Annotated in this window: 22 protein-coding genes and 1 pseudogene; 13 read left to right on the forward strand and 10 right to left on the reverse strand. The window is 67.8% G+C overall.

Features of this window, described 5'->3' with window-relative positions:
- Positions 1-99 precede the first annotated feature (99 nt).
- Positions 100-1,659 (forward strand): amidase, encoded by a 1,560-nt coding sequence (locus ACAM51_RS00215; protein ID WP_369642386.1) that lies wholly within the window; start codon positions 100-102, stop codon positions 1,657-1,659.
- 21 nt (positions 1,660-1,680) lie between these two features.
- A complete protein-coding gene (locus tag ACAM51_RS00220; protein WP_369642387.1) occupies positions 1,681-2,826 on the forward strand; it encodes an NAD(P)/FAD-dependent oxidoreductase in 1,146 nt (381 codons plus the stop codon).
- Positions 2,827-2,857: 31 nt separating this feature from the next.
- Here the strand turns inward: ACAM51_RS00220 and ACAM51_RS00225 are convergent, their stop codons facing one another.
- The 3 genes from ACAM51_RS00225 to ACAM51_RS00235 form a co-directional block, all read right to left on the reverse strand.
- Positions 2,858-3,073: a YjfB family protein gene (locus tag ACAM51_RS00225; protein ID WP_218295135.1), complete on the reverse strand. Its 216-nt coding sequence runs from the start codon at positions 3,071-3,073 to the stop codon at positions 2,858-2,860.
- Between the two features lie 91 nt (positions 3,074-3,164).
- Positions 3,165-4,580 carry a dihydrolipoyl dehydrogenase gene (locus tag ACAM51_RS00230; protein WP_369642388.1) on the reverse strand — a complete coding sequence of 472 codons (1,416 nt, stop codon included), beginning with the start codon at positions 4,578-4,580 and terminating at the stop codon, positions 3,165-3,167.
- 156 nt (positions 4,581-4,736) lie between these two features.
- Positions 4,737-5,330, reverse strand: coding sequence for a YigZ family protein (locus ACAM51_RS00235; protein WP_218295133.1), 594 nt, complete (start codon positions 5,328-5,330; stop codon positions 4,737-4,739).
- 207 nt (positions 5,331-5,537) lie between these two features.
- On the opposite strand from ACAM51_RS00235, the gene ACAM51_RS00240 reads away from it, so the two are divergent.
- The 4 genes from ACAM51_RS00240 to ACAM51_RS00255 all read left to right on the forward strand — a co-directional run bounded on the left by ACAM51_RS00240 (position 5,538) and on the right by ACAM51_RS00255 (position 7,632).
- Positions 5,538-5,735 (forward strand): hypothetical protein, encoded by a 198-nt coding sequence (locus ACAM51_RS00240; protein ID WP_218295132.1) that lies wholly within the window; start codon positions 5,538-5,540, stop codon positions 5,733-5,735.
- 186 nt (positions 5,736-5,921) lie between these two features.
- Positions 5,922-6,497, forward strand: a complete 576-nt coding sequence (locus ACAM51_RS00245) for a TetR/AcrR family transcriptional regulator (RefSeq protein ID WP_369642389.1) — start codon at positions 5,922-5,924, stop codon at positions 6,495-6,497.
- Entirely contained in the window at positions 6,494-6,844 is a 351-nt protein-coding gene (locus tag ACAM51_RS00250) for an SMR family transporter (protein ID WP_218295130.1), read from the forward strand. The genes ACAM51_RS00245 and ACAM51_RS00250 overlap by 4 nt, the downstream gene beginning before the upstream one ends.
- A 179-nt stretch (positions 6,845-7,023) precedes the next feature.
- Positions 7,024-7,632, forward strand: coding sequence for a pentapeptide repeat-containing protein (locus ACAM51_RS00255; protein ID WP_255590805.1), 609 nt, complete (start codon positions 7,024-7,026; stop codon positions 7,630-7,632).
- 33 nt (positions 7,633-7,665) lie between these two features.
- On the opposite strand, the gene ACAM51_RS00260 is transcribed toward ACAM51_RS00255, so the two are convergent.
- Positions 7,666-8,640 carry a bifunctional helix-turn-helix transcriptional regulator/GNAT family N-acetyltransferase gene (locus tag ACAM51_RS00260; RefSeq protein WP_255590804.1) on the reverse strand — a complete coding sequence of 325 codons (975 nt, stop codon included), beginning with the start codon at positions 8,638-8,640 and terminating at the stop codon, positions 7,666-7,668.
- Between the two features lie 191 nt (positions 8,641-8,831).
- On the opposite strand from ACAM51_RS00260, the gene ACAM51_RS00265 reads away from it, so the two are divergent.
- The 3 genes from ACAM51_RS00265 (at position 8,832) to ACAM51_RS00275 (ending at position 13,223) form a co-directional block, all read left to right on the forward strand.
- Complete coding sequence (locus ACAM51_RS00265) at positions 8,832-11,246, forward strand: YgiQ family radical SAM protein (RefSeq protein WP_369642390.1); 2,415 nt, start codon at positions 8,832-8,834, stop codon at positions 11,244-11,246.
- Positions 11,247-11,274: 28 nt separating this feature from the next.
- Positions 11,275-12,066: a helix-turn-helix transcriptional regulator gene (locus tag ACAM51_RS00270; protein WP_369642391.1), complete on the forward strand. Its 792-nt coding sequence runs from the start codon at positions 11,275-11,277 to the stop codon at positions 12,064-12,066.
- Between the two features lie 86 nt (positions 12,067-12,152).
- On the forward strand, positions 12,153-13,223 hold the full coding sequence (locus tag ACAM51_RS00275) for a DMT family transporter (protein WP_369642392.1): 1,071 nt from the start codon (positions 12,153-12,155) through the stop codon (positions 13,221-13,223).
- A gap of 16 nt (positions 13,224-13,239) precedes the next feature.
- Here ACAM51_RS00275 and ACAM51_RS00280 read toward each other — a convergent pair.
- The 4 genes and pseudogenes from ACAM51_RS00280 to ACAM51_RS00295 form a co-directional block, all read right to left on the reverse strand.
- A pseudogene (locus ACAM51_RS00280) lies at positions 13,240-15,699 on the reverse strand (EAL domain-containing protein); the annotation flags it as partial.
- A 235-nt stretch (positions 15,700-15,934) separates the two neighbouring features.
- Positions 15,935-16,396, reverse strand: coding sequence for a hypothetical protein (locus tag ACAM51_RS00285; RefSeq protein ID WP_218295125.1), 462 nt, complete (start codon positions 16,394-16,396; stop codon positions 15,935-15,937).
- 190 nt (positions 16,397-16,586) lie between these two features.
- Positions 16,587-17,288: a DUF1294 domain-containing protein gene (locus ACAM51_RS00290; protein WP_369642393.1), complete on the reverse strand. Its 702-nt coding sequence runs from the start codon at positions 17,286-17,288 to the stop codon at positions 16,587-16,589.
- A 16-nt stretch (positions 17,289-17,304) separates the two neighbouring features.
- A complete protein-coding gene (locus ACAM51_RS00295; protein WP_369642394.1) occupies positions 17,305-18,195 on the reverse strand; it encodes a CoA transferase in 891 nt (296 codons plus the stop codon).
- 133 nt (positions 18,196-18,328) lie between these two features.
- On the opposite strand from ACAM51_RS00295, the gene ygiD reads away from it, so the two are divergent.
- On the forward strand, positions 18,329-19,234 hold the full coding sequence (ygiD, locus tag ACAM51_RS00300; RefSeq protein WP_369643900.1) for a 4,5-DOPA dioxygenase extradiol: 906 nt from the start codon (positions 18,329-18,331) through the stop codon (positions 19,232-19,234).
- Positions 19,235-19,338: 104 nt separating this feature from the next.
- On the opposite strand, the gene ACAM51_RS00305 is transcribed toward ygiD, so the two are convergent.
- Positions 19,339-19,941: a nucleotidyltransferase family protein gene (locus ACAM51_RS00305; RefSeq protein WP_369642395.1), complete on the reverse strand. Its 603-nt coding sequence runs from the start codon at positions 19,939-19,941 to the stop codon at positions 19,339-19,341.
- Between the two features lie 189 nt (positions 19,942-20,130).
- Positions 20,131-21,327, reverse strand: coding sequence for an amino acid aminotransferase (locus tag ACAM51_RS00310; RefSeq protein WP_218295121.1), 1,197 nt, complete (start codon positions 21,325-21,327; stop codon positions 20,131-20,133).
- Between the two features lie 105 nt (positions 21,328-21,432).
- On the opposite strand from ACAM51_RS00310, the gene uvrB reads away from it, so the two are divergent.
- The 3 genes from uvrB (at position 21,433) to ACAM51_RS00325 (ending at position 25,637) form a co-directional block, all read left to right on the forward strand.
- The gene (uvrB, locus tag ACAM51_RS00315) at positions 21,433-23,523 is read left to right on the forward strand and encodes an excinuclease ABC subunit UvrB (RefSeq protein ID WP_369642396.1); all 2,091 of its coding nucleotides are present in this window, start codon (positions 21,433-21,435) and stop codon (positions 23,521-23,523) included.
- A 243-nt stretch (positions 23,524-23,766) separates the two neighbouring features.
- Positions 23,767-24,303 carry a Fe-S cluster assembly transcriptional regulator IscR gene (iscR, locus tag ACAM51_RS00320; protein WP_015013980.1) on the forward strand — a complete coding sequence of 179 codons (537 nt, stop codon included), beginning with the start codon at positions 23,767-23,769 and terminating at the stop codon, positions 24,301-24,303.
- A 113-nt stretch (positions 24,304-24,416) separates the two neighbouring features.
- Positions 24,417-25,637, forward strand: a complete 1,221-nt coding sequence (locus ACAM51_RS00325; RefSeq protein ID WP_369642397.1) for an IscS subfamily cysteine desulfurase — start codon at positions 24,417-24,419, stop codon at positions 25,635-25,637.
- Positions 25,638-25,666: the final 29 nt, after the last annotated feature.

Raw genomic sequence — 25,666 nt, forward strand, 5'->3', positions numbered from 1 at the left:
ATGGCGGCCGTGGGTTCGCGCCGTTTCCTCCCCCGGCCAACACCGCCGCCGGCCGCGCCAGCGGAAAAACCACAGAACGACGAAAGGGACACCAACGCCATGACCACTCCACACAACGCCCTGGTCGAGCTGACCGCCAATGAACTGCGCCACCGCATCGGCACGCGCGAGGTCTCGCCCGTCGAGCTGCTCGACGCCTGCATGGCGCGCATCGAGGCCGTCAACCCGCATGTGAATGCCATCACCGCCACCTGCTACGACCGCGCCCGCGCCGAGGCCCAGGCCGCCGAGCAGGCGGTGCTGCGCGGCGAACCGCTGGGCCTGCTGCACGGCCTGCCGCTGGGCGTGAAGGACCTGGAAGCCACGGCCGGGCTGCTGACCACCTATGGCTCGGAGATCTACCGCGGCAATGTCCCGGCAGAGGACAACGTGCTGGTGGCGCGCCTGCGCGCGGCGGGCGCCATCGTCACCGGCAAGACCAACATCCCCGAGATGGGCGCCGGTGCCAACTCGCGCAACACCGTGTGGGGCGCCACCGGCAATCCGTTCAACCCCAACCTGAACGCCGGAGGCTCGTCGGGCGGCTCTGCCGCCGCGCTGGCGTGCGACATGCTGCCGGTGTGCACGGGGTCGGACACGGGCGGCTCGCTGCGCATTCCAGCTTCTATCTGTGGCGTGGTGGGCTTCCGGCCGTCGCCCGGCGTGGTGCCCAGCTCGCGCAAGCTGCTGGGCTGGACGCCGATTTCGGTGGTGGGCCCCATGGGCCGTACGGTAGAAGAGGCCTGCCTGCAACTGGCTGCCACGGCGGGTATGTCGGCGGGCGACCCGCTGAGCTACCCGCTGGACCCGATGAGTTTTTTGTTGCCCGAAGCGGTGGACCTGAGCCGCCTGCGCGTGGCGTACACCGAAGATCTTGGCGCCTGCGCCGTGGACAACGGCATCCGCGCCGTGTTCCGCCGGAAGGTGCAGGCCATGAAGCACCTGTTTGCCAGCTGCGATGCCATCGACATCGACCTGGGTGACGTGCACCGCTGCTTTGACGTGCTGCGCGCCGAAGCCTTTGTGGCCAGCACGCGCGAAGCCTACGAGCGCGACCCCGCCAGCCTGGGCCCGAACACCCGCGCCAACTACGAGATGGGCGCCGCCATGACGCTGCTGGACAGCGCCTGGGCGCAGGCCGAGCAGACGCGCATCCTGGCGCGGTTCCAGAAGCTGTATGAGCAGTACGACCTGATCCTGGCACCCACCACACCCGTGTCGCCCTTCGCCTGGACCCAGCTGTTTGCCAGCCACATCAACGGCGAGCCGCAGGCCAACTACTACCGCTGGCTGGCGCTGACCTATGTGACCACGCTCACCACCCACCCCGCGCTCAGCCTGCCGTGCGGGCTGGACGACGAGGGTTTGCCGTTTGGCCTGCAGATCGTCGGGCGCTTCCGTGCCGACCGCCACACGCTGGGCGTGGGCCATGCGCTGGAGCAGGCGTTCAAGGGCATCGGCGGGCTGGCCCGCCCCCGGCCTGACATCGCCAGGCTGATGCAAACACGTGCCGAGCCCGCGCTGACCTCCATCGTGACTGGCGCGCCCGACCCGCGCGACGCCCGCAGCCTGCCGCGTGATGACCGCACCGCCTCGGCGGCTCAGGTGTCAGCGGTGTAATTCGAGCCAGGAGACAAAACCATGCAATCAGCGGACACCATCGTCATTGGCGCGGGCATCGCGGGCGCCTCGGTGGCGTGGCAGCTTGTACAGGAGCGCGTCGGGGGGCAGGGCGCCAGCGTGCTGCTGCTCGAGCGCGAATCGCAGCCCGGCTACCACACCACCGGCCGCTCGGCGGCCCTGTACATGGCCACCTACGGCACGCCCAACATCCAGGCGCTGACCCGGGCGAGCCGCGCGTTTTACGACGCGCCGCCGCCCGAGTTTGGAACTGACCCCATCCTCTCGTCCCGTGGCGTGGTCTATGTGGCGGGGCCGGACCAGCTCGACATGCTGAAACAGGCCTACGACGAAGCCCACGCCATCTCGCCCAATGTGGAATGGGTGGACCAGGCCGCACTGCTGGCCCAGCTGCCATGCCTGAAGCCCGAAGCCGTGGCCGCCGGCATGAGCGAGCCCGAAGCTTCCGACATCGATGTGCACGCGCTGCACCAGGGCTACCTGCGTGGCCTGCGCCAGCGTGGCGGCCAGGTGCTGACGAATGCCGAGGTCACGGCCCTGGAGCGCCAGGGCGATGGCTGGCAGGTGACGCTCGCCGATGGCCGGGCGCTGCGGGCCACCACCATCATCAACGCCGCGGGCGCCTGGGCCGACGTGGTGGCGGGCCTGGCCGGCGTGCCACCCATCGGCTTGGAGCCGCGCCGCCGCACCGCCTTCACCTTCGCCGTGCCCGAAGGCATGGACGCGACCCACTGGCCCGCCGTGATCGGTATCGACGAGAGCTTCTACTTCAAGCCCGACGCAGGCCAGTTGCTGGGCTCCCCCGCCAACGCCGACCCGACACATCCCCACGACGTGGTGCCCGAGGAACTGGACGTGGCCACGGGGATTTATCACATCGAGGAAAAAACGATCTTCCAGATCCGCCGCCCCTCCCACACCTGGGCAGGCCTGCGCTCATTCGTGCCCGACGGTGACATGGTGATAGGCTGGGACAACCATGTGTCCGGCTTTTTCTGGCTGGCGGGGCAGGGCGGGTATGGGATTCAGAGCGCGGCGGGCGCCTCGTTGCTGGCGCGGCAGCTGCTGCGCGGCGAGCCACTGGCGGAAGAACTGGTGCGCGAGGGGGTGGCGCCGCAAGGGCTGTCGCCTGCACGGCTGCGATAGCTGCGCGTCTGTTTTTTGGCCGAAGGGTGGCTCAGGCGAACGTGTTGACCTGGGTACCCAGCGTGCCGGACGTGGCCAGCCCTGGCTGGGGCATGGATTGCTGCATGGCATCCAGCAGCGTGGCCGCTGACGTGGCCTGCATGTCCAGCGCCTTCTTCAGCACCACCATGTTCAGCGCATCGGACGTCTTGGCACTGGCCAGCGCGGTGGCGGTGTTGACGATGCTGTTGGTGAGGGCGACGTCCATGGTGATTCCTTGGGGTGATGAATTCATATCGGCATGCGGGCGCCGGGCTTGAGGGTTTTTACATATCCGGGCCCGCCTGGGGTTGCCATTCTCACTCCAGCGCCGCCGCCCCAATGGCTCCGCACGCCGCCAGGTCGGACGCGCGAACCCCGGGCAACTGCCGTGCTGTGTCCCGAAGCGCCGTGCGCAAGCCTTCCTCCAGCGTGGGGTGGTAGAACGGCATGCCCAGCAGGTCGTGCACCGTCAGTTTCTGCTGAATGGCCAATGCAAGCAGGTGGGCCATATGTTCGCCCTGGGGCGCGCACATCTCGGCGCCCTGCAGACGGCCGGTGGCCCGGTCGGCGTGCAGGCAGATGCGCCCATGGTTGTGCTGGGCTGCCCGGGCCCGGCCCTGGTCGTCGAAGCTGGCCGTGCCCGTGATGGTGTGGACAGGGTCCATGTCGGCAAGGCGCTGGCCCACCATCGCGACGTTGGGATCGCAGAACACGATGGCCAGCGGGGTGCGGCGCTGAAAGCGCGCAGGTGTCTCCGCCAGGGCATTCATCCCGGCGATATGGCCTTCGTCGGCCGCCTCGTGCAGCAGCGGCACGTGGGCGTTCGCGTCCCCGGCCAGGAACACGGGCAGGCTGCCGATCTGCTGGGTCCGTGAATCCACCGTGGGCATGCCATGCTTGTCCAGCGGCACATCCAGGGTGTCCAGGCCCAGGTGCTCGATATTGGGTACGCGGCCCATGGCGGCGACGACCTGGTCCACCACCACGCGGTGGGAGCCGCTGCGCACCTCGATGCCGCCGGGCACTTCCCGCAGTTCGGCCGGGGCCCCGGCGTGCAGCACCATGTCCTTCTTGAGCAGCGCTGTCAGTTCGGCGTTGAGCGCCGGGTCGCTCAGGCCCGCCAGTGTGTCGCCGGTGGTGAAGGCGGCCACCTGCAGCCCGAGCCGGGCCAGCGCCTGGGAGATCTCCACGCCGATGGGGCCCATGCCAATCACGGCGATGCGGGGGCCGAGGCTGGGCTGCTCGAACAGGGTGTCGGTGGTGAGCATGCGGTCGCCAAACGCCAGCCATTCGTCCGGCACGCTCGGGCGCGAGCCGGTGGCGATGATGATGCTGCGCGTGGCATGGCGGGTGCCGTCGATGTCCACCGCGTGCGGGCCGGCCAGCAACGCGCGCCCGGATACCTGGGCGCTGCCCAGCCCGCTGGTGGCCTTCAGAACGCCCGCCACGAAATCATCGCGCAGGGCGCGCACGCGCCGCAGCACGGCCGGTATGTCGGCGGTCAGGGCCTGTGCGCCCCGCAGGCCGAATTCCTCGAATGCGTGGCGGCGGTGAAAGGCGTTGGCCGCCTCGATCAGTGCCTTGGAGGGCATGCAGCCTACCCGTGCGCACGTGGTGCCCCAGGGCCCTTCGTTGACGATCAGGTAGCGGTCCGTGCGTTTGCGCACCTCGCGCAGGGCGGCCAGGCCGGCCGTGCCTGCGCCAATGATGATGGTGTCGAGCGGTTGGCTCATGGGTGGTTCCTTGGGAGCCCTGCAAACCCTGAGTGTCGCGGCCCGGCCGCGCGGCGCTTGTAGGCGCAAAGGCCTTTGTTGGTTCCCCCTGCCCGGGCAGCGCGGCGTGGCCGGCGAAGCCCTTGCCCTCGCGGCAGCCCCGAAAGGTGCCGTCGGTCAGGCCGCGGGCTCTGTCCAGCCCACGCGGCCCTGGCCGCAGTCGTTGATGCGCTGCACGAAGGCCGCGGCCCGCGCTTCGGGCAGGCGCAGCTGCACGGTGACCAGGCTGCCATGCCGCACCTCTGACAGTTCGGCCCCGGCCAGGTCGATTTCGCGGCGCAGCAGGCCTTCCAGGGCGTAGGGCACCAGGCACTGCAGGGTTGTCATGCGCTGCAGCGTGACCTTGGGGGCGGTGAGCAGTGCCTGGGCCACCGTGTCGGTGTAGGCGCGCACGAGGCCGCCCGCTCCCAGCTTCACGCCGCCAAAGTAGCGCACCACCGTGGCCAGCACCCCCTCCAGGTCCTGGTGGCGCAGCACGTCGAGCATGGGCCGCCCGGCCGTGCCCCCGGGTTCGCCGTCATCCACCGCCGCCGACTGGCCGCCCGCCAGCAGGGCCCAGCAGATGTGCGCGGCACCAGGGTGCTGCTTCCACAGCGCATCCACCGCGGCCTGCGCGCTGGCGCGGTCGGCCATGGGCTGCACGCAGCCGATGAACCGGCTTTTCTTGATGACAAGTTCGCTGTGCGCGGGCGCGGCCAGAGTGTGGGGCATGGGGCGCAGAGTGTAAGGGGGCGGCCCGTGTGTGAAAAAAGTCACAGCCCAGGGCCGTGGGAAGGGGTACGCCCGCGTGAAACGCCCGCGACCGTGTGTTCTGTCACACAGGAGTGCGGCGCGGATTCCTACACTGCGCATTGAAGCCCTGACTTACGCTGGCGCTCAGTTTTTTGCAGCGCCGAAGCCTTATAAAAAGGAACCGCCATGTTCGCCATTCCGTTCACCGCCCCGTCGCACGCCGCCTGGGGCCACCATCTTTTTGGCAGGTTCCTGTCGCGCTCGGCACCGCCCGCTGCTGGCGTGGCGGTTGCGCAGGCCATGCCTGCCGAGGCCGAAGCTGCGGTGGCGGAGGACGCGTTCCCGGATCTGGCGCAGCGGGTGCGTGAAGTCGGGGAATGGTAGCCAGGGCGACGGCGCTCGACGGGCGGCCCCGCCCTGTCCAGCACGCGGGCGCCCTCCTTCTTCCTGGGTAGCGGCAATGCAGGGCCGTGCATGGCCACGGAAAGTCCCCACGGTTCCCTGCGGGCTTTCGTCGATATCGGCCTGGCTCCTCGGTACAATAAACAATCCATCTGGATGGTTTGTTGAATGACCGAAGCACATCGCCGCCAAAAACAGCCTGAACTGATCCGCAGCCAATTGCTGGCCGTGGTCCGGGAACTCCTGGTGTGGGAGGGCCCCCACGCCGTCACGCTCGATGCCGTGGCCCAGCGGGCCCACGTGACCAAGGGCGGGCTCCAGCACCACTACCGCAGCAAGCAGGCCCTGCTGGATGCGCTGTCGGACCAGCTCTTCGAGGAGTTTGAACAGTGTTTTGCGAAAGCGCTGGACCAGGAAGAGGACACGCCCGGGCGCCATGCGCGTGCCTACATCAGGACCTGCTTTGACAGCGGCTCGGACAGCCGCCAGGTGGAGACGCAGCGGGCGATCGGCCTGCTGGCCCTGACGTCCGCGCCGTGCCGCCAGCGGTGGCATGCCGCGATGGCGGCGGCACTGAAGGCCGACGGCGACGATCCCCACACGGCCAATGTGCTGCTGGCCTGCCGCCTGGCGGGAGACGGGTTCTGGTTCGCGCAGATGCTCGATGTCTACGCACTCGACCAGCCGCGCAAGGCCGCCATCCTGGACATCCTCCTGTCCCTGTGCCAAGGAGGCCGGCCATGACCTGGAGCACGTCCGCGGGCACCTATCTGATCCTGGGCGCCGCCATCTTGCTGGAGGTGCTGGGCACCACGGCACTGAAGGCCTCCGAGGGATTCACCCGGCTGGTGCCGAGCACGGTCACCGCGGTGGCCTACATGGCGTCGTTCTACCTGCTCTCGCTGGCGCTCAAGACGCTGCCGATGGGCATTGCCTATGCGGTCTGGTCCGGTGTGGGCATCGTGCTGATCTCCACCGTGGGCTGGGTGTACTACGGCCAGCGCCTGGATCTGCCGGCCGTGATCGGGTTGGGCCTGATCGTGGCGGGTGTCCTGGTGGTGAACCTGTTTTCCCACAGCGTGGGCCACTAAGCAGCCGCCAAGGCGGCCCGGCTTGCGGCCTCGCGGCATGTCCTATCCACCGATTCCCGTTTTTGTACCTGTTTCCCATGAACCTGCGACCTTCCCCGTCCGCCGGGCCTTTCTGCGTCACTGGCCAGACACCTTCGAGAGCGCAGCTGCAAGCGCTGCTGGCGGCAGGACATCCTGCCTTGCACTTTGAGCAATGCGACTTCGACGGGCTGGACCTGGCGGGCCTGCCGCTGCGCGGCGCCCAGTTCATTGGCTGTTCGTTCCTCGGGACCTCCCTGGACAAGGCGGATCTTGGCGGCACACGCTGGCTGGACTGCCGGGCAGGGCAGGCGCAGTTCCGCCTGGCGGACCTCACCGAGGCGCGCTTTCACCGCTGCGACCTGAACAACACCTCCTGGGACCGCGCCAACCTGGCCTCGGCACGGTTCGCCGAAGTCAAGCTCACCGGCGCGCATTTTCGCGAGGCCGGCACGCTGGGGCTGGGTTTTCACGATTCGCTGCTGGTGGGGGCCGACCTGCGCGGCGTCTCGTTTCGCAAGCAGACGGTGGAGCAGCTGGACCTGTCGGATGCCGATCTGGCCGGGTGCGATTTTCGGGATGCTGTGTTCGAAGGCGGAAGCCTGCGCGATGCGCACCTGAAGAACGCGCGCTTTGATGGCGCGGACCTGCGGTCGGTCGACCTGGGCGGGCTGCGCATCGCGCACCTGGCGCAGTCTTTCAAGGGCGCCATCATCTCGGCCGACCAGGCGGGGGTGCTGGTCAGCGAGCTGGGCATCCGGGTGGTGTGAAGCCGGCGAGGCGGCCGGATCGCCGGCGCTTTTCTACAGCCTGAGCTCCCAGGTTTCGCCCACAGCCTGCTGGCCGAAGCCCTCGTAGGGTTCCGACTTGACCAGCTTGAACCCGCGTTTGGCGTAGATGCCACGCGCGGCCGTCAGGCAGCTATTGGTCCACAGCACCATTTTCCGGTAGCCCTTGGCCCGCGCGAACGCGATGCACTCGTCGGTCAGGCGGGCGCCCAGCCCCAGGCCGCGCGCCCGGGGCGACAGGATGAGCATCCGCAACTGGGCCGTGCTGGCGGACTTGCGCACCACGAACACGGCGCCCACGCGTTCGCCCTCCAGTTCGGCGATCCAGCACCGCTCCCAGCCCGGCTGGAACTTGCGCACGAACTGCGCGGCGATGTCCGCCACCAGTGCCTCGAAGCGGCTGTCCCAGCCGTACTCGCGCCAGTAGATTTCGCCATGCTGCTGCACCACCCAGCCGATGTCGCCGGGCACGGGGTCGCGCAGCACGGCCACCTTGGGCGCCGCCGCGGCGCCGCTGGCGGGCTCCAGCAAGGCCTCGATGCGTTGCATGGCGTCCACCAGTTCGTGCCGCCGGGCCGGCGGCAACGGGGCAAGCAGCGCGGCGGCTTCGTCGCGCGAGCGCTGCTGCAGCGGTTCGAACGCAGCGCGCCCGGCAGGGGTGAGCGTGAGCACGCTCTGGCGCGCATCACGGGCGCTGGCGCTGCGCAGGATCCAGCCCGCGCCTTCAAAACGCCGCAGGATCCGGCTCAGGTACCCGCCGTCCAGGCCCAGGTCCCGGGCCAGCTCGCTGGCGACCGGCGCGTCGCGGTGGGCCAGCTCGTACAGCACGCGCACGTCGGTCAGCGAGAGATCGCTGCCCAGGTACGGGTCCAGCACGCCCACGCGGCGGGTGAAGAAGCGATTGAACCTGCGCACGGCCTTCACGGCGTCGGCGGCGACGGGCGCGCTGCCTGCGGCTGCGCTGGCCTGGGAGGATGGATTCGTGCTCATGTATGCCTTTGTCATGTAATTAATTGACAAAAGCAAGTATATGCCTGATCTCCATCAAACCTTGGGGAGTGAAGGGCAAGTGCGTTCGGGGCGACAAAACACGCCTGCCAACGTAAAATCACGGGTTATCCACCACAGCCGCGCCCCACGAGGCCCCATCCGCACATGGGCTGGCCGCGCTCCCCATCTGAATGAACGCCCCCGTCGACGTCTCCTTTTTTGCGCGTGCCGCAAAGCCATTGACCAGCTACCGCCCGTACTGGGCCAAGCGCTTTGGCACGGCCCCGTTCTTGCCGATGAGCCGCGCCGAGATGGACAAGCTGGGCTGGGACAGCTGCGACATCATCCTGGTGACGGGCGATGCGTATGTGGACCACCCGAGCTTCGGCATGGCCGTGATCGGCCGCACGCTGGAGGCCCAGGGCTTTCGCGTGGGCATCATCGCCCAGCCCGACTGGCAAAGCGCCGAGCCCTTCAAGGTGCTGGGCAAGCCCAACCTGTTCTGGGGCGTGACGGCGGGCAACATGGACTCGATGATCAACCGGTACACGGCCGACCGGAAGATCCGCAGCGACGACGCCTACACGCCCGGCGACATTGGCGGCAAGCGCCCCGACCGCGCGGCCATCGTTTACAGCCAGCGCTGCCGCGAGGCGTTCAAGGACGTGCCCATCATCCTGGGCGGCATCGAAGGCAGCCTGCGCCGCATCGCGCACTACGACTACTGGAGCGACAAGGTGCGCCGCTCCATCGTGGTGGACAGCAAGTGCGACCTGCTGCTGTACGGCAACGCCGAGCGCGCCCTGGTCGAGGTGGCGCACCGCATCGCCGCGCGCGAGCCGGTCGAGCAGATCACCGATGTGCGTGGCACGGCCTTCGTGCGCCGGCCCGACGACGAGAGCGGCAAGGGCTGGTTCGAGATCGATTCCACCAGCGTGGACGAGCCCGGGCGCGTGGAGGCCCACGTCAACCCCTACATGACGACCAGCGAGCAGGCGGCGGCGCAGGGCACCACCTGCAGCAAGGAGGATGCTCCTGATTCTGTAGCTGTTGGCGCAGATCCATCAAGCGCTGGAGGCCAAAAAGACCTTCAGTCGGCTGAACCCAACCCCGCCATCCAGCCCATGCTGTTCGTGGCCAACCCGGCGCTCAAGGCGAAGCTCAAGGTGCCGCCGCGCGACAGGAGCGTGATCCGCCTGCCCAGCTACGAGCAGGTCAAGAGCGACCCGGTGCTGTACGCCCATGCCAACCGCGTGCTGCACCTGGAGACCAACCCCGGAAACGCCCGCGCGCTGGTGCAGGCGCACGGCGAGGGTGCCACCGCCCGCGACGTATGGATCAACCCACCGCCCATCCCGCTGACCACGGCCGAGATGGACCACGTGTTCGACCTGCACTACGCGCGCGGCCCGCACCCGAGCTATGCCGACGAGAACGGCAGCCACGACGGCGCGACCAAGATCCCCGCGTGGGAGATGATCCGGTTCTCGATCAACATCATGCGTGGCTGCTTTGGCGGCTGCACCTTCTGCTCGATCACCGAGCACGAGGGCCGCATCATCCAGAGCCGTTCCGAGGATTCCATCATCCAGGAGATCGAAGACATCCGCGACAAGGTCAAGGGCTTCACCGGCACCATCAGCGATCTGGGCGGCCCCACGGCCAACATGTACCGCCTGGGCTGCAAGAGCCCCGAAATCGAGGCCGCCTGCCGCAAGCCCAGCTGCGTGTACCCGGGCATCTGCTCCAACCTGGGCACCAACCACGACCCGCTGATCAAGATCTACCGCCGGGGCCGCGCGCTCAAGGGCATCAAGAAGATCCTCATCGGCTCGGGCCTGCGCTACGACCTGGCCGTGAAGTCGCCCGAGTACGTGAAGGAACTCGTGCAGCACCACGTGGGCGGCTACCTCAAGATCGCGCCCGAGCACACCGAGCAGGGCCCGCTGACCAAGATGATGAAGCCGGGCATCGGCAGCTATGACAAGTTCAAGCAGATGTTCGAGAAGTTCAGCGAAGAGGCGGGCAAGAAGCAGTTCCTGATCCCCTATTTCATCGCCGCGCACCCTGGCACCAGCGACGAGGACATGATGAACCTCGCCATCTGGCTCAAGAAGAACGGTTTTCGCGCCGACCAGGTGCAGACCTTCTACCCGAGCCCCATGGCCACGGCCACGGCCATGTACCACAGCAACAAGAACCCGCTGCGCAAGATCACGCGCGAGAGCGAGACCGTGGACATCGTGCGTGGCGAAAAGCGCCGCCGCCTGCACAAGGCCTTCCTGCGCTACCACGACCCGAACAACTGGCCCCTGCTGCGCGATGCGCTCAAGGCCATGGGCCGGGCTGACCTCATTGGCAACGGCAAGCACCACCTGATCCCGACCTTCCAGCCGCTGACCGATGGCGGCTACCAGAGCGCCCGGCGCAAGAATTCCACCCCCACCGGCGGCAAGGCTGCCGTGGTGCCCGCATCGCGCAGCGTGCAGCAGCCCACCAAGGGCCGCATCCTGACCCAGCACACCGGCCTGCCACCGCGCGTGACAGGGGGCGCCACCGCGCCCGGCGGCGGCAAGAGCGGCAAGGCATTCAAGAAGGCCCGCTAGGCGGGCCGCCACGCGCGCCACACCCGCCATGCCCCAGCAACGCATCCTGCTGCACGCCGGCGCCGCATGGAAGGTCGAGCGGGTTCTCAAGCATGCCGCGCCCGTGCGGTGGAGCGCGACCTACGAAGCAGCCTCCGGGCGCTGGGTGCTGCCCATGGACGGGCTGTCCGAGTTCCAGATGGCAGGGCAGGTGGTCCTGCTCGACGGCCTGACGGCCCTGGGTTTGCCGCAGGGGCTGCCCTACCAGATGCGGCCCCTGCAGCCCACGCCGCAGACCAGCATCGTGGTGAGCACGAAGGGGAATGGGCCGGTGGGCGCCCCGGGCAACCAGAACAACCTGTCGCCGCGCGTGCGCATGCTCACGCCGCGCCTGCTGTGGCGCCTGCGCATGCACTGGCGGGCGCTGGCCGATGGGCGCCCGCTGCCCGCCGGGGGCGCGGCGTTCAATGTGCTGCAGGGCACGCCGCCGCATTCGGCGCCGCGGACGGTAGGGCGCGCGCGGCGCTTCATGGCCCAACGGGTGGCCCTGGCCGATGGCGAGCGGTGGTCCCTGCAGGATGCGGCGGACGCGGCCGGCTGCTCGGCGTTTCACCTCGCCCACCTGTTTCGGCGGCATCTGGGCCTGGGCCTGCACGGCTACCGCCAGCGCCTGCGGATGGCGGCCGCGCTGCAGCGGCTGGAGGCGGGTGAATCGGACCTGGCCGCGCTGGCGCACGACCTGGGGTACTGCAGCCAGAGCCACCTGGGCGCTGTCTTTCGCGCCGAGGTGGGCGTGACGCTGGCGCAGGCGCGGTCCGCGCTGCAGGGGCGGGGCGGGTAGACCCCGCGAAAGCCTGCCAAGCCCGCGGCCGCGCGAAGCGCAGGATTCTGATATCCCGCCGGGGCCATGGGCGCGAGACTGGCGCCATGTCCTCTTCTGCGTTTTCCATTTCTCGCATTTTTCACGCGCGGCCTGCATCGCCGGCCCGGAACCTGGCCATCGGGGTGCTGGCCGCGCTGGCAGCGGCCCTTGTGGGCAGCGGCTGGCAGATCGTCACGCGCCACGGCGTCACCACGTCGCTCGGGCCGGTGGAGCTGGCCGTGCTGCGCTATGGCGTTCCCGCGCTGGTGCTGGCCCCGCTGTGGTGCCGGCGCACCGGATGGCCCGCCGCGATGTCCCTGGGACGGCTGGCCCTGCTGGTGCTGGGGGGCGGGCTGCCCTTTGGCCTGCTGGTGCTGGCGGGGGCACGCTGGGCGCCGGCGGCGCACATGGGCATCTTCATGGCCGGCTGCATGCCGCTGTTCGTGGCGCTGGGCGGGCGGCTGGTGCAGGGCGACAGGCTGGGGCGCCTGCGCGTGCTGGGCCTGGTGCTGATGGCGCTGGGCGTGGCGGCGCTGGGCCTGGGGGTGTGGCGCGATGGCCTGGCGTCCTGGCGCGGGGATCTGCTGTTTGTGCTGGCGGCCGTGCTGTGGGCCGCCTACACGCTGGCGTTTCGGGGCTGTGGCCTGTCGCCCTGGCAGGGGGCCGCCCTGGTGAACCTGGGATCTGCGGTGCTGCTGGTGCCCGTGGTGATTGTCTGGGGTGCCCCGCGCCTGGTGACGGCACCCTGGACCGACGTGGCCTTCCAGGCGCTGGGGCAGGGTGTGATGGCCGGTGTGCTGGGGCTGGTGGCCTACACGGTGGCCATTGCACGGCTGGGTGCCGCCCGCGCGGCGCTGTCCGCCGCGCTGGTGCCCGTGCTCACGGCGCTGGGCGCGGCCTGGCTGCTGGGAGAGGTGCCGCAGCGCAGTGCCTGGGCGGCACTGGCGCTGGTGGTCCCCGGCGTGGTGCTGGCCAGCGGCGCCGTCGTGCCGGGGCGCCTGGCAGCGGACCTCAGGCGGCGTGCCGCGCGTCGGGGAGCGCGGCGCCACCCGCCGGCGGTACCGCCTGGCCCAGGCACTCGCCCAGCGGAAGGGGCCGCGCCACCGCGTAGCCCTGGGCATAGTCCACGCCGATGAGCCGCAGCGCGTCCACGATGGCGGCGCTCTCGGCGAACTCGGCGATGGTCTGCTTGCCCATCACATGGCCGATGCGGTGGATCATTTCCACCATGGCGCGGCTGGTGGGGTCCTGCAGCATGTCCTTCACGAAGGCGCCGTCGATCTTGAGGTAGTTGACCGGCAGGTGCTTGAGATAGGTGAAGGACGACATGCCCGCGCCGAAGTCGTCCAGCGCGAACCGGCAGCCCAGCTGCTGCAGCTCCTTCATCAGGCGCACGGCGTTGGGCAGGTGCGAGATGGCGCTGGTCTCGGTGATCTCGAAGCACAGCAGTGCGGGGTCCAGGCCGGATTCGGTGAGGGTGGTGCGGATGTACTTGAGCAGGCTGTCGTCGCCCAGGCTGGTGCCCGACAGGTTGATGGCGCAGGTGTGCAGCGGCAGGGCGCCCGGCGTGCGCTGGTGTAGCGCCAGCGCCTGCAGCGTGTGCCGGATCACCCAGCGGTCGATGGAGGGCATCATTCCGTAGTGCTCGGCGGCCGGGATGAAGGTGCCGGGCGCCACGAGCTGGCCGTCTTCCTCGCGCAGCCGCAGCAGCACCTCCATGTGCAAACCCTCTTCAGCGTGGACCTGCAGCGCGCCGATGGCCTGCGCGTGCAGCTGGAAGCGGTCGTGCTCCAGCGCCAGGCGCAGGCGCCGCACCCAGTCCATGTCGCCTTCGCGCCGGGTCATCTCGATGTCCTCGGGCTGGTAGATGAACACCCGGTTGCGGCCGCCCTCCTTGGCGCGGTAGCAGGCCATGTCGGCCACGCGCATCGCTTCCTGTATGGACGTGAGCGCGGGGATGAGCTGCACCATGCCGATGGAGAGGCCGGTCGTGAGGTGCTGGCCCTCCCATGCCAGCCGCAGGTCCTGGCCAGCCTGGCGCAGCTGCTCGGCGATGCGCGCCGAGGGCCCGGCGGGGCAGTCCTTGAGCAGGATGCCGAACTCGTCCCCGCCCAGCCGCGCCAGCGTGTCGCCCTCGCGCAGGTGGCTTTGCAGCATGCGGCAGACCTCGCGCAGCATCTCGTCGCCCGCCTGGTGGCCGCAGGTGTCGTTGATGAGCTTGAACTGGTCCATGTCCACGTAGAGCAAGGAGCCCTCGCGGCCCGGCTGGCGCGGGCGGCTGAGCAAGGCCTCGAGCCGGTGCTCGAACTCGCGCCGGTTGACCAGGCCCGTGAGCGCGTCGTGGCTGGCCTGCCAGGAGAGCTGTTCCACGTAGTGCTGTTCGCGCGTGACGTCGTGCAGTACCAGCACCGCGCCGGTCACGGTGCCCTGGTGCTGGATGGGCGAACCCACCAGCTTCACCGGCACGACGGTCTGGCCGGGGCGCACGATGGTGCGGTTGATGTCGTCCTGCGTTCCCTTGGCGCTCCTTGCGCCGCCCGCGTTCGCGGCGCCGTGGCTGCCCTGCCGCAGTATCTGCTCGATGAGCGTCCCGGCGGCCTGGGGCCGGGGGTCTTCGCCATCGAACTTCAGGGCCTCGTCCAGCGGTTTTCCCACGGCCTGCTGGGCGCTGCAGGCCAGCAGATGCTCCGCCGCCGGGTTCATGTACATCACTTCGCCATGGATGTTGGTCGTCACCACCCCGTCGCCGATGGCGGTGAGCGTGGTGCGTGCCTGCTCGCGCTCCGCGCTGAGCGCCTGCTCCACGCGCCGGCGCTGCGCCAGCAGGGTGTGGGTGTGCCACAGGGTCAGCAGGATCAGGGTGGCCGCGATGCCCATGTTGGTCCACATCAGCAACGCCACGATGCGGCGCGAGCTGTCTCCCAGGGCCTCGCTGAAGGCGCGGGCGGCGGGGGTGACTCCCGCATTGATGTCGCGGATGGCGGTTTGCCACTGCGCGCGGGTATCGTCGTCCACCGAACCCAGCTCGGTATCGTGGCGGATCTCGTGGGACAGGTCGCGCAGCGCATTGATGTATTCGTCTCCCACCAGCCAATGCTGGATCGGCTTTTGAACGATGTCGAAATGGTGGAGGTAGCGCAGCAGCCAGATGAGTCCGTCGATGTCCTGCGGATGGTTGCCCCCGCGCAGGAAACCCTCGCGTGCCAGATCGACCTGCACCTGCCCGGGTTGCAGGGCCAGGCGGGCCGCCCGGTCTCCCAGCGGAATATCGATGGCCTGCGTGAACAGCGCGAATGCCTGGGGCGAGCCATTGGCCGCGTACTGGCCCAGGTAATAGATGGCATCCTTCTGCCCCTTCGTCCACAGGCTTTCGCCGGCGACGAAACCGCGCACGGTGGACAGCACGTACAGGCTGGCGGTGGCGCAGGCGGCCAGCAGCAGCACCATCACGATGAAGGGCCAGGTGAGCCGCAATGTCAGCTGCACGGGTCTTCGCTCGTCTGGCTGCAACACAACATCCATGGACTGTTCTCCCGCCTGTTCGCCAAGTTGGTTGCCGGGCCGCTTCCTGGGGGCTGCGTCAGCGCCGGCGGCACAGGGCGGGGCATGCATCCCGGTGGCGCTGGCACAGGCTTCGGCAAGGCGTCGGACAGCCCGCCGGTGCGGTGCTTTGCACTATATAGCGATCAGGTCGCCCCTGCATGCAAAGCATGGCATTGCGGCGCGCAGCCCCGGGCTGGCGGCGGGGGCTGCGAAGGCGCGTTCCCAAAAGACAGCGGCCCGGCGCGCTGGTCTGCGCGCCGGGCCGCTTCGCGGCGTCCGGGCCCCTGGAAAGGGCCGGGCCCCGTCAGGGTGCCGCGTGGGTGCCCACCAGTACCGATTGTGGGGCGTCGTCCTTGGCCGGGGGCGTGATGAGATCCTCGATGATGAACGTGCGGTAGTAGAAAGCCGCTACCGCGCCTTCCGGTGCGATGGCGCCCACCAGCCGCTCGGTGTTGTCCTTGTCGGCCATGTGCACCAGCATGCCGTGGTGTCCCGTGCCGGCCAGGTCGGCGATGCGGCGCACCATGTCGCCCTCGGCGCCCACCGACGGCAGGGGTGCGTCGGCCGTGCCCAGGGTGTGCACGATCTCCTGCAGGATGACCTCGGGGCTGGCGTAGGCGATCTCGCCCGCGTGGCCAGCGCCCTGCAGGGCCGTGGCGGCCTGGCGCACGCAGTCTTCGTCGGGGAAGAGGGCGAATACATGGCCCGTGGGGTAGAAAACGCCGCCCATGTTGGTCATGGTGGAATCAAGAACGAGGGGTTTCATGGGCATCTCCCGAGGTGTTTCAGACCTTTTCGATTGAAACCCCTCCCCCCGGTGCGTGGTGTAGGCCAGCGGGCACTCTGCGCGTCAGCACCCTTTGGGACGCAGCAGGAAATATGGGGGAAAATAGCCTCTGGCGCAGATCCATCCAGCGCAAGCAGCTATCAAAATTGACGGTTCTTTGCAGCTCTGCCTAGCGCAGCCATCCGCCCAGCCAGGCCCCGAGCGCCGCGCAGTGGAGCACCACGGTGGCCCAGTAGACCGCGCGAAACTCCAGCTTGCGGGACTTGTGCCGCAGCCACTGCTGGGCGAACCATGCGCCCGGCCAGCCGCCCGCCAAGCCCAGCAGATGCAGGTGGCTCTCTCTGGTGCGCCACTGGCCGTTTTGCGCGGCGCTCTTGTCGATGGCGTAGACCAGGAAGGTCAGGAGGTTGACGGCCATGGCAGCGCCCAGCACCCACCAGGGGAGCTGGCCGGCCCAGAAGCCCCAGGCCAGCAGGGCCGCCCAGCCCAGCATCAGCACCAAGGCCGGGCCCGCCGGGGTGGGCGGGCCGCTGGCATCCGCGGTGCGCCGATGGCGTCGAACCTGGGGCCGGGCGGCCCGCTGCGCCGGTGTGCGCCGTGCCGGGCGCGCAGCGGCTGTCGGCGGCGCCGTGACCGATGGGCGGGGCTGGGCGGTGGCACCCGGGTGCGCGGCAGGCTGCACGGCCATTGCCCTGGGCCCCTTGCCGCCCACATGGATTTCTTCATACACCACGGCCAGGCCCTCGCGGGGCGCGGCGCTGCCTTGGTAGTCCCGCACATGAAAGAACACATCGGCCGAGGTGTCCGGGCTGCGGATGAAACCGAAGGCGCGTGTGGCATCCCAGCGGATGACGGTGCCTTGCTTGTGCATCGGTGAAAACGGGTTCTCAGGCGAGGGTGTGCAGGGGAATGTCCTGGGCGGTGGCGAGCGCGTCCAGCTGCGCGCGGGTCTGGCCGTGCAGGAAGTTCCCCACGGCCTGGTGCGTGGCGGGCGCGCGCAGCTGGCCCGGGTCGCCGGAGGCTGGCAGCCCCGCAGCGGCGCACAGGCGCGCGGCGAAGTGGGGTTCCAGCGCGGCCACCGCCACGCGGCCGTCGGCGCAGGGGTAGATGCGGTAGCCCGCGTGGTTGCCGCCCACGTCGCCCTCGGGCGTGGTCAGGCCCCAGTCGCGCGGCTGGGCCAGCCAGGCGGCGGCATCGGCCAGCGCCACTTCGATGCACACGCCGCTGCCGGTGTGGGCGCGCTCCAGCAGGGCCTGCAGCACGGCCTCGCTGGCCATCAGGGCGCCGCCCATGTCGGCGTACAGCGTGGGCGGCATCTCGGTGCCGGTCACCAGCCCGGCGTCGGCCAGGTAGGTGAGGTCGTGGCCGGGCTCCTCGGCCCGCTCGGCCGCCGCGCCCACGATGCGCACCAGCGACAGGCGCGGGTATTTCGACTGCAGCGCCTCCCAGCCCAGGCCCAGCTTGGCCAGGGCCGAGGGGCGGAAGGAGGTGATCAGCACATCGGTGCGGGCCAGTTCCGCATGCAGCGTCGCCTGGCCTTCGGCGGTCTTGAGGTGGGCATGCACCACGCGCACGCCGCCGTGCAGCGTGGCATAGGCCGCCGGGCTGTAGATGCCCATGGGGTCCGCACTGGGATGGCCGGGGGCGGGCGGGGGTTCGAGCTTGGTGCATTCGGCCCCCATGCGCGCGCAGCGCATCAGGGCGGCGGGGCCGGGCAGGTTGAGCGCGAGGCTCAGGACGCGGACGTTGCGCAGGGGCTGGGGCAGGGCGGTGGTCATGGGTTGGGGGTTGTCTCGGTGTCGTGGTCTTGAACGGAAGGCGCGGCGCCGGAACTTCAGGGGGCGCGCGGGCTCACTCCCTGCGTTATACATAATTTGTTACGCTCCCTGACCCATGCAACGCAGAACCTCTTTGGCCGCCCTCACGGGCTTGGCCGCCTTTCCGGGAGCATTCATGACCACGTCCCTGAGCAGCGCCGCCACCGCGCCGGCGCTGCAGGCGCTCAAGCCCTCGCCCCGCATGCCGGTGCTGTTCGTGGGCCACGGCAGCCCCATGAACGCCATCGAGGACAACGCCTGGCGCCGCAGCTGGCAGGCCATGGGCGCGGAGTTGACGGCGCGCGCCGTGCAGCCGCAGCTCATCCTGTGTGTGTCGGCCCATTGGCTCACGCGCGGCGGCTGGCAGCTGACTGGCATGGCCAATCCCAAGACCATCCACGACTTCGGCGGTTTTCCCCAGGCGCTGTTCGACCAGCAATACCCCGCGCCCGGTGCGCCGCAGGTGGCGCGCAGCCTGGCGGCTGAACTGAAGTCGCCCGCGACGGGCGGCGCATTGGGCGTGGATGAAGGTGAATGGGGCCTGGACCACGGCACCTGGTCGGTGCTCAAGCCCATGTTTCCCAAGGCGCAGATCCCCGTGCTGCAGCTGAGCATGGACTACAGCCGCGCCCCGGCCGAACACTACGCGCTGGGCCAGCAATTGAAGGCGCTGCGCGAGCGCGGCGTGCTGATCGTGGGCAGCGGCAACGTGGTGCACAACCTGCGTCTCACGCGCCGTGGCACGGCCGCCAACGAGGCGTACGACTGGGCCGCCGAGTTCGACACCGTGGTGCAGGAGCAGATCAAGAAAGGCCAGCTGGGCGCCCTGCAGGACTTCCAGAAACTGGGCGCCGTGGCCAAACAGGCGCACCCCACACACGAGCACTATCTGCCGCTGCTGTATGCGGCGGGGGCCGTGTTGCCCAGCGAGATGCCCCGTTTCTTCAACACGGGCTACCAGTCGGCGTCGATCTCGATGCGGTCGGTGCTGTGGGGGTGATGGGCGCCTCGCCTGTGGTGGTCTGCTTCTATTTTTATAGCTGGTAGCACTTATGGATCAAGCGCCAGAGGCCAAAATGAATTGAAAACCCTGTGCGGCGCCGATCAGCTCGGCAGGTCATCCGCCCGGACTGTCAGCCACGGCCAGCGTTCGCGGTAGCTTTCGGCCTTGGCCTGGAACAGCGGGAGGTGCGGGCACGCCGGGTTGGGGCGCATCAGTCCGGCATACAGCTCTTCAAGCCCATAGGGCGCGTACAGCGTGGGCTCCTCCATGCCAGGGCCGGATGCAGGCTGCAAGCCCACGCAGGTGCAGGGCACCAGAAAGCGCTCGATCCCGTTGCGCGCCGATTGCAGCGGCGCATACGGGTAGCCGAACCAGCGTTCGTACCAGAGGTGCACCCGGGCCTGGTTCTTGGCTTCCACGGTGATCGGCAGGTCGGCGAAGAGGGCGGTGACGCGGGCCTGCACGGCCTGTTCGGCGGCCTCGGACAGGTCCGGCGCATCGAAATAGAACAGGTCGTAGTCCTTGATGCGCGCCGTGGGCTCCAGGCCGGAGCGCAGGTTCCACACCGTCTGGAACAGGCAGCCCGCCACCAGCCAGGCATCCGGCAGGCCCAGAAGCGGCAAACGCTCCAGAAGGACCGCGTTGTACGGGTTCTGGAGCGCTTCGCTCACAAAGCGGCTCTGAAGATCAGCGCCAGGGTTCATCAAGGGGGTATTCACCGAATTGCGTATCGCCACTGTCCTTTGAACAAGCGCAGCCAATGCGAGGTAGCCGCGCAAGGGCCGCCCAAGCTGCATAGCGGCGCTCCTCTTGCGTGCGCTGGCTGCGTCCCCCTTCCCGAATTGCGCAGCAATTCGAGAGGAAGGGGGAAGGCGCGTCAGCGCCGCAGGGGGTTACATCACTTTGGCGATCGCCTGGCAGACGTAGTCGATGTTCTTGCTGTTCAGGGCTGCGACGCACATGCGGCCGGTGTCGGTGCCGTACACGCCGAACTCATTGCGCAGGCGCACCATCTGGTCCTTGGTCAGGCCCGAGTAGCTGAACATGCCGATCTGGGTGGTGATGAAGCTCATGTCCTGCTTCACACCGGCGGCCTTGAGGCCATCGACCAGCTTCTGGCGCATGGCCTTGATGCGCACGCGCATTTCGGCCAGTTCCTTTTCCCACATCGCGCGCAGCTCGGGGTTGTTCAGCACCGCGGCCACCACCGCGCCACCGTGGATGGGTGGGTTGGAGTAGTTGGTGCGGATGACGATCTTGAGCTGGCTCAGCACGCGGGAGGCTTCTTCCTTGTCGGTGCACAGCACGGACAGGCCACCCACGCGCTCGCCGTACAGGCTGAAGCTCTTGGAGAACGAGGTGGAAACAAAGAAGGTCAGGCCGGCGGCCACGAACTTGCCGATCACGGCGCCGTCTTCCGCGATGCCGTGGCCGAAGCCCTGGTAGGCCATATCGAGGAAAGGCGTCAGGCCCCTGGCCTTGACGGCGGCGATCACCTGGTCCCACTGGGCGGCCGTGATGTCGTAGCCGGTGGGGTTGTGGCAGCAGGCGTGCAGCACGACGATGGTGCCGGGTGCGGCTGCGTTCAGGCTGGCCAGGAAACCTTCGAAGTTCACGCCGCGCTTGGCAGCGTCGTAGTAGGCGTAGGTATCGACCTCGAAGCCGGCGTTGGTGAACAGGGCGCGGTGGTTTTCCCAGCTGGGGTCCGAGATCAGCACCTTGGCATTGGGGCTGACCTTCTTCAGGAAGTCGGCGCCGATCTTGAGGCCTCCGGTGCCGCCGATGGCCTGCACGGTGGCCACGCGGCCGGAGGTCACGGGTTCGCTGTCGGCACCGAACACCAGGCTCTTGACGGCGTTGTCATAGGCCACGATGCCGTCGATGGGCAGGTAGCCACGGGCCGTGGGGGTGGACATCATGGTCTTTTCCGCGGCCTGCACGCACTGCAGCAGGGGCAGCTTGCCGTTGTCGTCGAAGTACACGCCCACGCCCAGGTTGACCTTGTTGGGGTTGGTGTCGGCGTTGAATTGCTCGTTGAGGCCCAGGATGGGGTCGCGGGGGGCCATTTCGACGGCGGTGAAAAGAGACATGAAAATCCTTGAAAGGTTGTCAGTAGCGAAGAATCCGGGCGTGGTGTACTGTGCCGGGTTCCGCCGATTTTAACGGCCTGCCCCTCCCACTCGTTGACTGCACCCATGCCGGATATCACACAGGTCATAACGGAAAAGCAAGACGGCGAATTCGTCCGTTTCCCCGATTCCCCCTTTGAATTGTTCCAGCCCTATCCGCCGGCGGGAGACCAGCCGGAGGCCATCAACAAGCTGGTGGACGGACTGCGCGATGGCGAGGCCTTCCAGACCCTGCTCGGGGTGACGGGCTCGGGCAAGACCTTCACCATGGCCAACGTCATTGCCCGCATGGGGCGCCCGGCCATCGTGTTCGCGCCCAACAAGACCTTGGCCGCGCAGCTGTACAGCGAGTTCCGCGAGTTCTTCCCCAAGAACGCCGTGGAGTACTTCGTGAGCTACTACGACTACTACCAGCCCGAGGCCTATGTGCCCCAGCGCGACCTGTTCATCGAGAAGGACAGCGCCATCAACGAGCACATCGAGCAGATGCGCCTGTCGTGCACCAAGAGCCTGATGGAGCGAACCGACGTGGTCATCGTGGCCACGGTGTCGGCCATCTATGGCATCGGCGAACCCGAGAGCTATCACCGCATGGTGATGACGCTGCGCACCGGCGACAAGCTGGGCCAGCGCGACGTGATCGCCCAGCTGATCCGCATGCAGTACCAGCGCAACGAGGCGGACTTTTCACGCGGCAAGTTCCGCGTGCGGGGCGACACCATCGACGTGTTCCCGGCCGAGCATTCGGAGCTGGCCATCCGCATCGAGCTGTTCGATGACGAAGTGGAGAGCCTGCAGCTGTTCGATCCGCTCACGGGCCGCGTCAAGCAGAAGATCCCGCGCTTCACGGTCTACCCGAGCAGCCACTACGTGACGCCGCGCGACAAGGTGCTGGCCGCCGTGGAGACCATCAAGCTCGAACTGGCCGAGCGCCTCAAGCAGTTGCTGGCCGACGGCAAGCTGGTGGAGGCGCAGCGCCTGGAGCAGCGCACGCGCTTCGACCTGGAGATGCTCAGCGAAGTAGGGCACTGCAAGGGCATCGAGAACTACACGCGCCACCTGTCGGGCGCCGCGCCGGGCGACCCGCCGAGCACGCTGACCGACTACATGCCCAAGGACGCGCTGATGTTCCTGGACGAGAGCCACCAGATGATCGGCCAGCTCAATGCCATGTACAGCGGCGACCGCTCGCGCAAGACCACGCTGGTGGAGTACGGCTTTCGCCTGCCGTCGGCGCTGGACAACCGCCCGCTCAAGTTCGAGGAGTTCGAGCAGCGCATGCGGCAGGTGATCTTTGTCACCGCCACGCCGGCAGACTACGAGCGCACCCATTCCGGCCAGATCGTCGACCAGGTGGTGCGGCCCACCGGCCTGGTGGATCCCGAAGTGGAGGTGCGGCCCGCCACCCATCAGGTGGATGATGTGCTTCAGGAAATACGCATTCGCGTGGAAAAGCGCGAACGTGTACTCATTACCACGTTGACCAAGCGCATGGCGGAGCAGCTCACCGACTACCTGACGGACAACGGTGTGAAGGTCCGCTACCTGCACAGCGACGTGGACACGGTCGAGCGCGTGGAGATCATCCGCGACCTGCGCCTGGGCGCGTTTGACGTGCTGGTGGGGATCAACCTGCTGCGCGAGGGGCTCGACATTCCCGAAGTGTCCCTCGTGGCCATCCTGGATGCCGACAAGGAGGGCTTCCTGCGGGCCGAGCGCAGCCTCATCCAGACCATTGGCCGCGCGGCGCGGAATCTGAACGGGCGGGCCATCCTCTATGCCGACCGCATCACCGATTCCATGAAAAAAGCCATGGGCGAGACGGAACGCCGCCGCATCAAACAGATCGCACACAACGAGGCCCACGGAATCACTCCGCGCAGCATTGTCAAGCGGGTAAGAGACCTGATTGACGGCGTCTACAGCGAGAAAGCCGGCAAGGACGCCGAGCGGCTGGAGCAGGAAGCCATGCAGCGCGCCAAGGTGGAGGACATGTCCGAAAAGGATGTGGCGCGCGAAATCAAGCGGCTCGAAAAGCTCATGCTCGAGCATGCGCGCAACCTGGAATTCGAGCAGGCTGCCCGGGTGCGCGACCAGCTCACGCGTCTCAAGGACCAGGCATTTGGCGCGCATGGCAGCGATTCGGTGGCCTTGTGAGGGCATGTCGAAGACCGGGCAAATACACCACAGGTCAAATGACGACCGGTTGGTTTTTTAACCCGACAAATTCGATAGGGATTTGTGTTATACTTGCACAAAATACTCAAGAAAAAAGCCCAGCGATGAAGGGCTCCGTGCCAGGCAACTGTGCGGAGTAAGGGGCGGAGACGGTGCCTTGCTGGCCATCAGCCAGCGAAGGCGGTTTCTACAACGAACAAGCCTTAGCACAAGGAGCTTGCGATGCGTCTCACAACCAAAGGCCGGTTTGCGGTCACCGCCATGATTGACCTGGCCCTGCGCCAGAACAATGGTCCCGTCACGCTGGCCGCGATCAGCCAGCGCCAGCAGATTTCGCTGTCGTACCTGGAGCAGCTTTTTGGCAAGCTGCGCCGCCACGAACTGGTCGAGTCTACCCGTGGTCCTGGCGGCGGCTACACGTTGGCCCGCAAGGCAGGCGATATCACGGTGGCGGACATCATCGTTTCGGTGGACGAACCCATTGATGCCACGCAATGCGGCGGCAAGGAAAATTGCCTGGGCGAAGCGGGCCGCTGCATGACGCACGAGCTGTGGGCATCGCTCAACCAGCGCATGGTGGAGTTCCTCGATTCCGTCACGCTGCAAAAGCTGGTGGATGAACAGCTGGCCAAGGGCGTGCAGATCGAAGACAAGCCGGTGGTGCGCCGGGCGATTTCGACGACCCCGGTGGTCAAGCCCATCCGTGTCAACGCGCCCAATTCGGTGTTCGCACTGGGCAACGTCTTCGCGAAATCCTGATACCCGGGGCTCCCCTGCCGGCCCTGGGGTCGGCAGCGCCCTGAACGAGTTTTCAAGCATCGTTTCGTTTCTTATTTTTAGCTTGCCAGCCAGCAACTATCACTGAGCCAGCCATGGACATGACCCCGCACTTCCCCATCTATCTCGACTACGGCGCCACGACCCCGGTGGACCCCCGCGTGGTGGACGCCATGATTCCCTGGTTGCGCGAGCACTTCGGCAACCCGGCATCGCGCAGCCACGCCTGGGGCTGGGAGGCGGAGGAAGCTGTCGAGAAGGCGCGCGTGCAGGTGGCGGATCTGATTGGCGCGGATCCGCGTGAAATCGTCTGGACCAGCGGCGCCACGGAGTCCATCAACCTGGCCTTGAAGGGCGCCGCGCAGTTCTACAAGGGCAAGGGCAAGCACCTCATCACGCTCAAGACCGAGCACAAGGCCGTGCTGGACACCATGCGCGAGCTGGAGCGCCAGGGCTTCGAGGCCACCTACCTGGACGTCCAGGAAGACGGCCTGGTCAATATGGACGCCCTGAAGGCCGCCATCCGCCCCGACACCGTGCTGATCAGCATCCTGTTCGTGAACAACGAGATCGGGGTGATCCAGGACATTCCCGCCATTGGCGCGCTGTGCCGGGAAAAGGGCATCCTGCTGCACGTGGATGCCGCGCAGGCCACGGGCCGCGTCGAGATCGACATGAACACCCTGCCCGTCGACTTGATGAGCATGACCGCGCACAAGACCTACGGCCCCAAGGGCGTGGGCGCGCTGTATGTGCGCCGCAAGCCCCGCGTTCGGCTGGAAGCGCAGATGCACGGCGGCGGCCACGAGCGCGGCATGCGCTCGGGCACCTTGCCCACGCACCAGATCGTGGGCATGGGCGAGGCCTTCCGCATCGCCAAGGAAGAAATGGCCGAGTCCAACGCCAAGGCGCACGCGCTGCAGCAGCGTCTGCTCGATGGCCTGAAGGACATCGAGCAGGTGTTCATCAACGGCAGCATGGAGCGCCGCGTGCCGCAGAACCTGAACATGAGCTTCAACTTCGTGGAAGGTGAATCGCTCATCATGGGCATCAAGGGCCTGGCCGTGTCGTCGGGTTCGGCCTGCACGTCCGCCAGCCTGGAGCCCAGCTATGTGCTGCGCGCCCTGGGCCGCAGCGACGAACTGGCGCACAGCAGCCTGCGCATGACCATTGGCCGCTTCACGACCGAGGAAGAGATCGACTACGCGATCTCCACCATCCGCGAGAACGTGGCCCGCCTGCGTGAGCTGAGCCCGCTGTGGGAGATGTACAAGGACGGCATCGACATCAGCACCATCCAGTGGGCTGCGCACTGAATCCCGGAATTTCGAAGAATTGAAGAGGT

The sequence above is a fragment of the Acidovorax sp. A79 genome, from assembly GCF_041154505.1.
GTDB lineage: Bacteria > Pseudomonadota > Gammaproteobacteria > Burkholderiales > Burkholderiaceae_C > Acidovorax.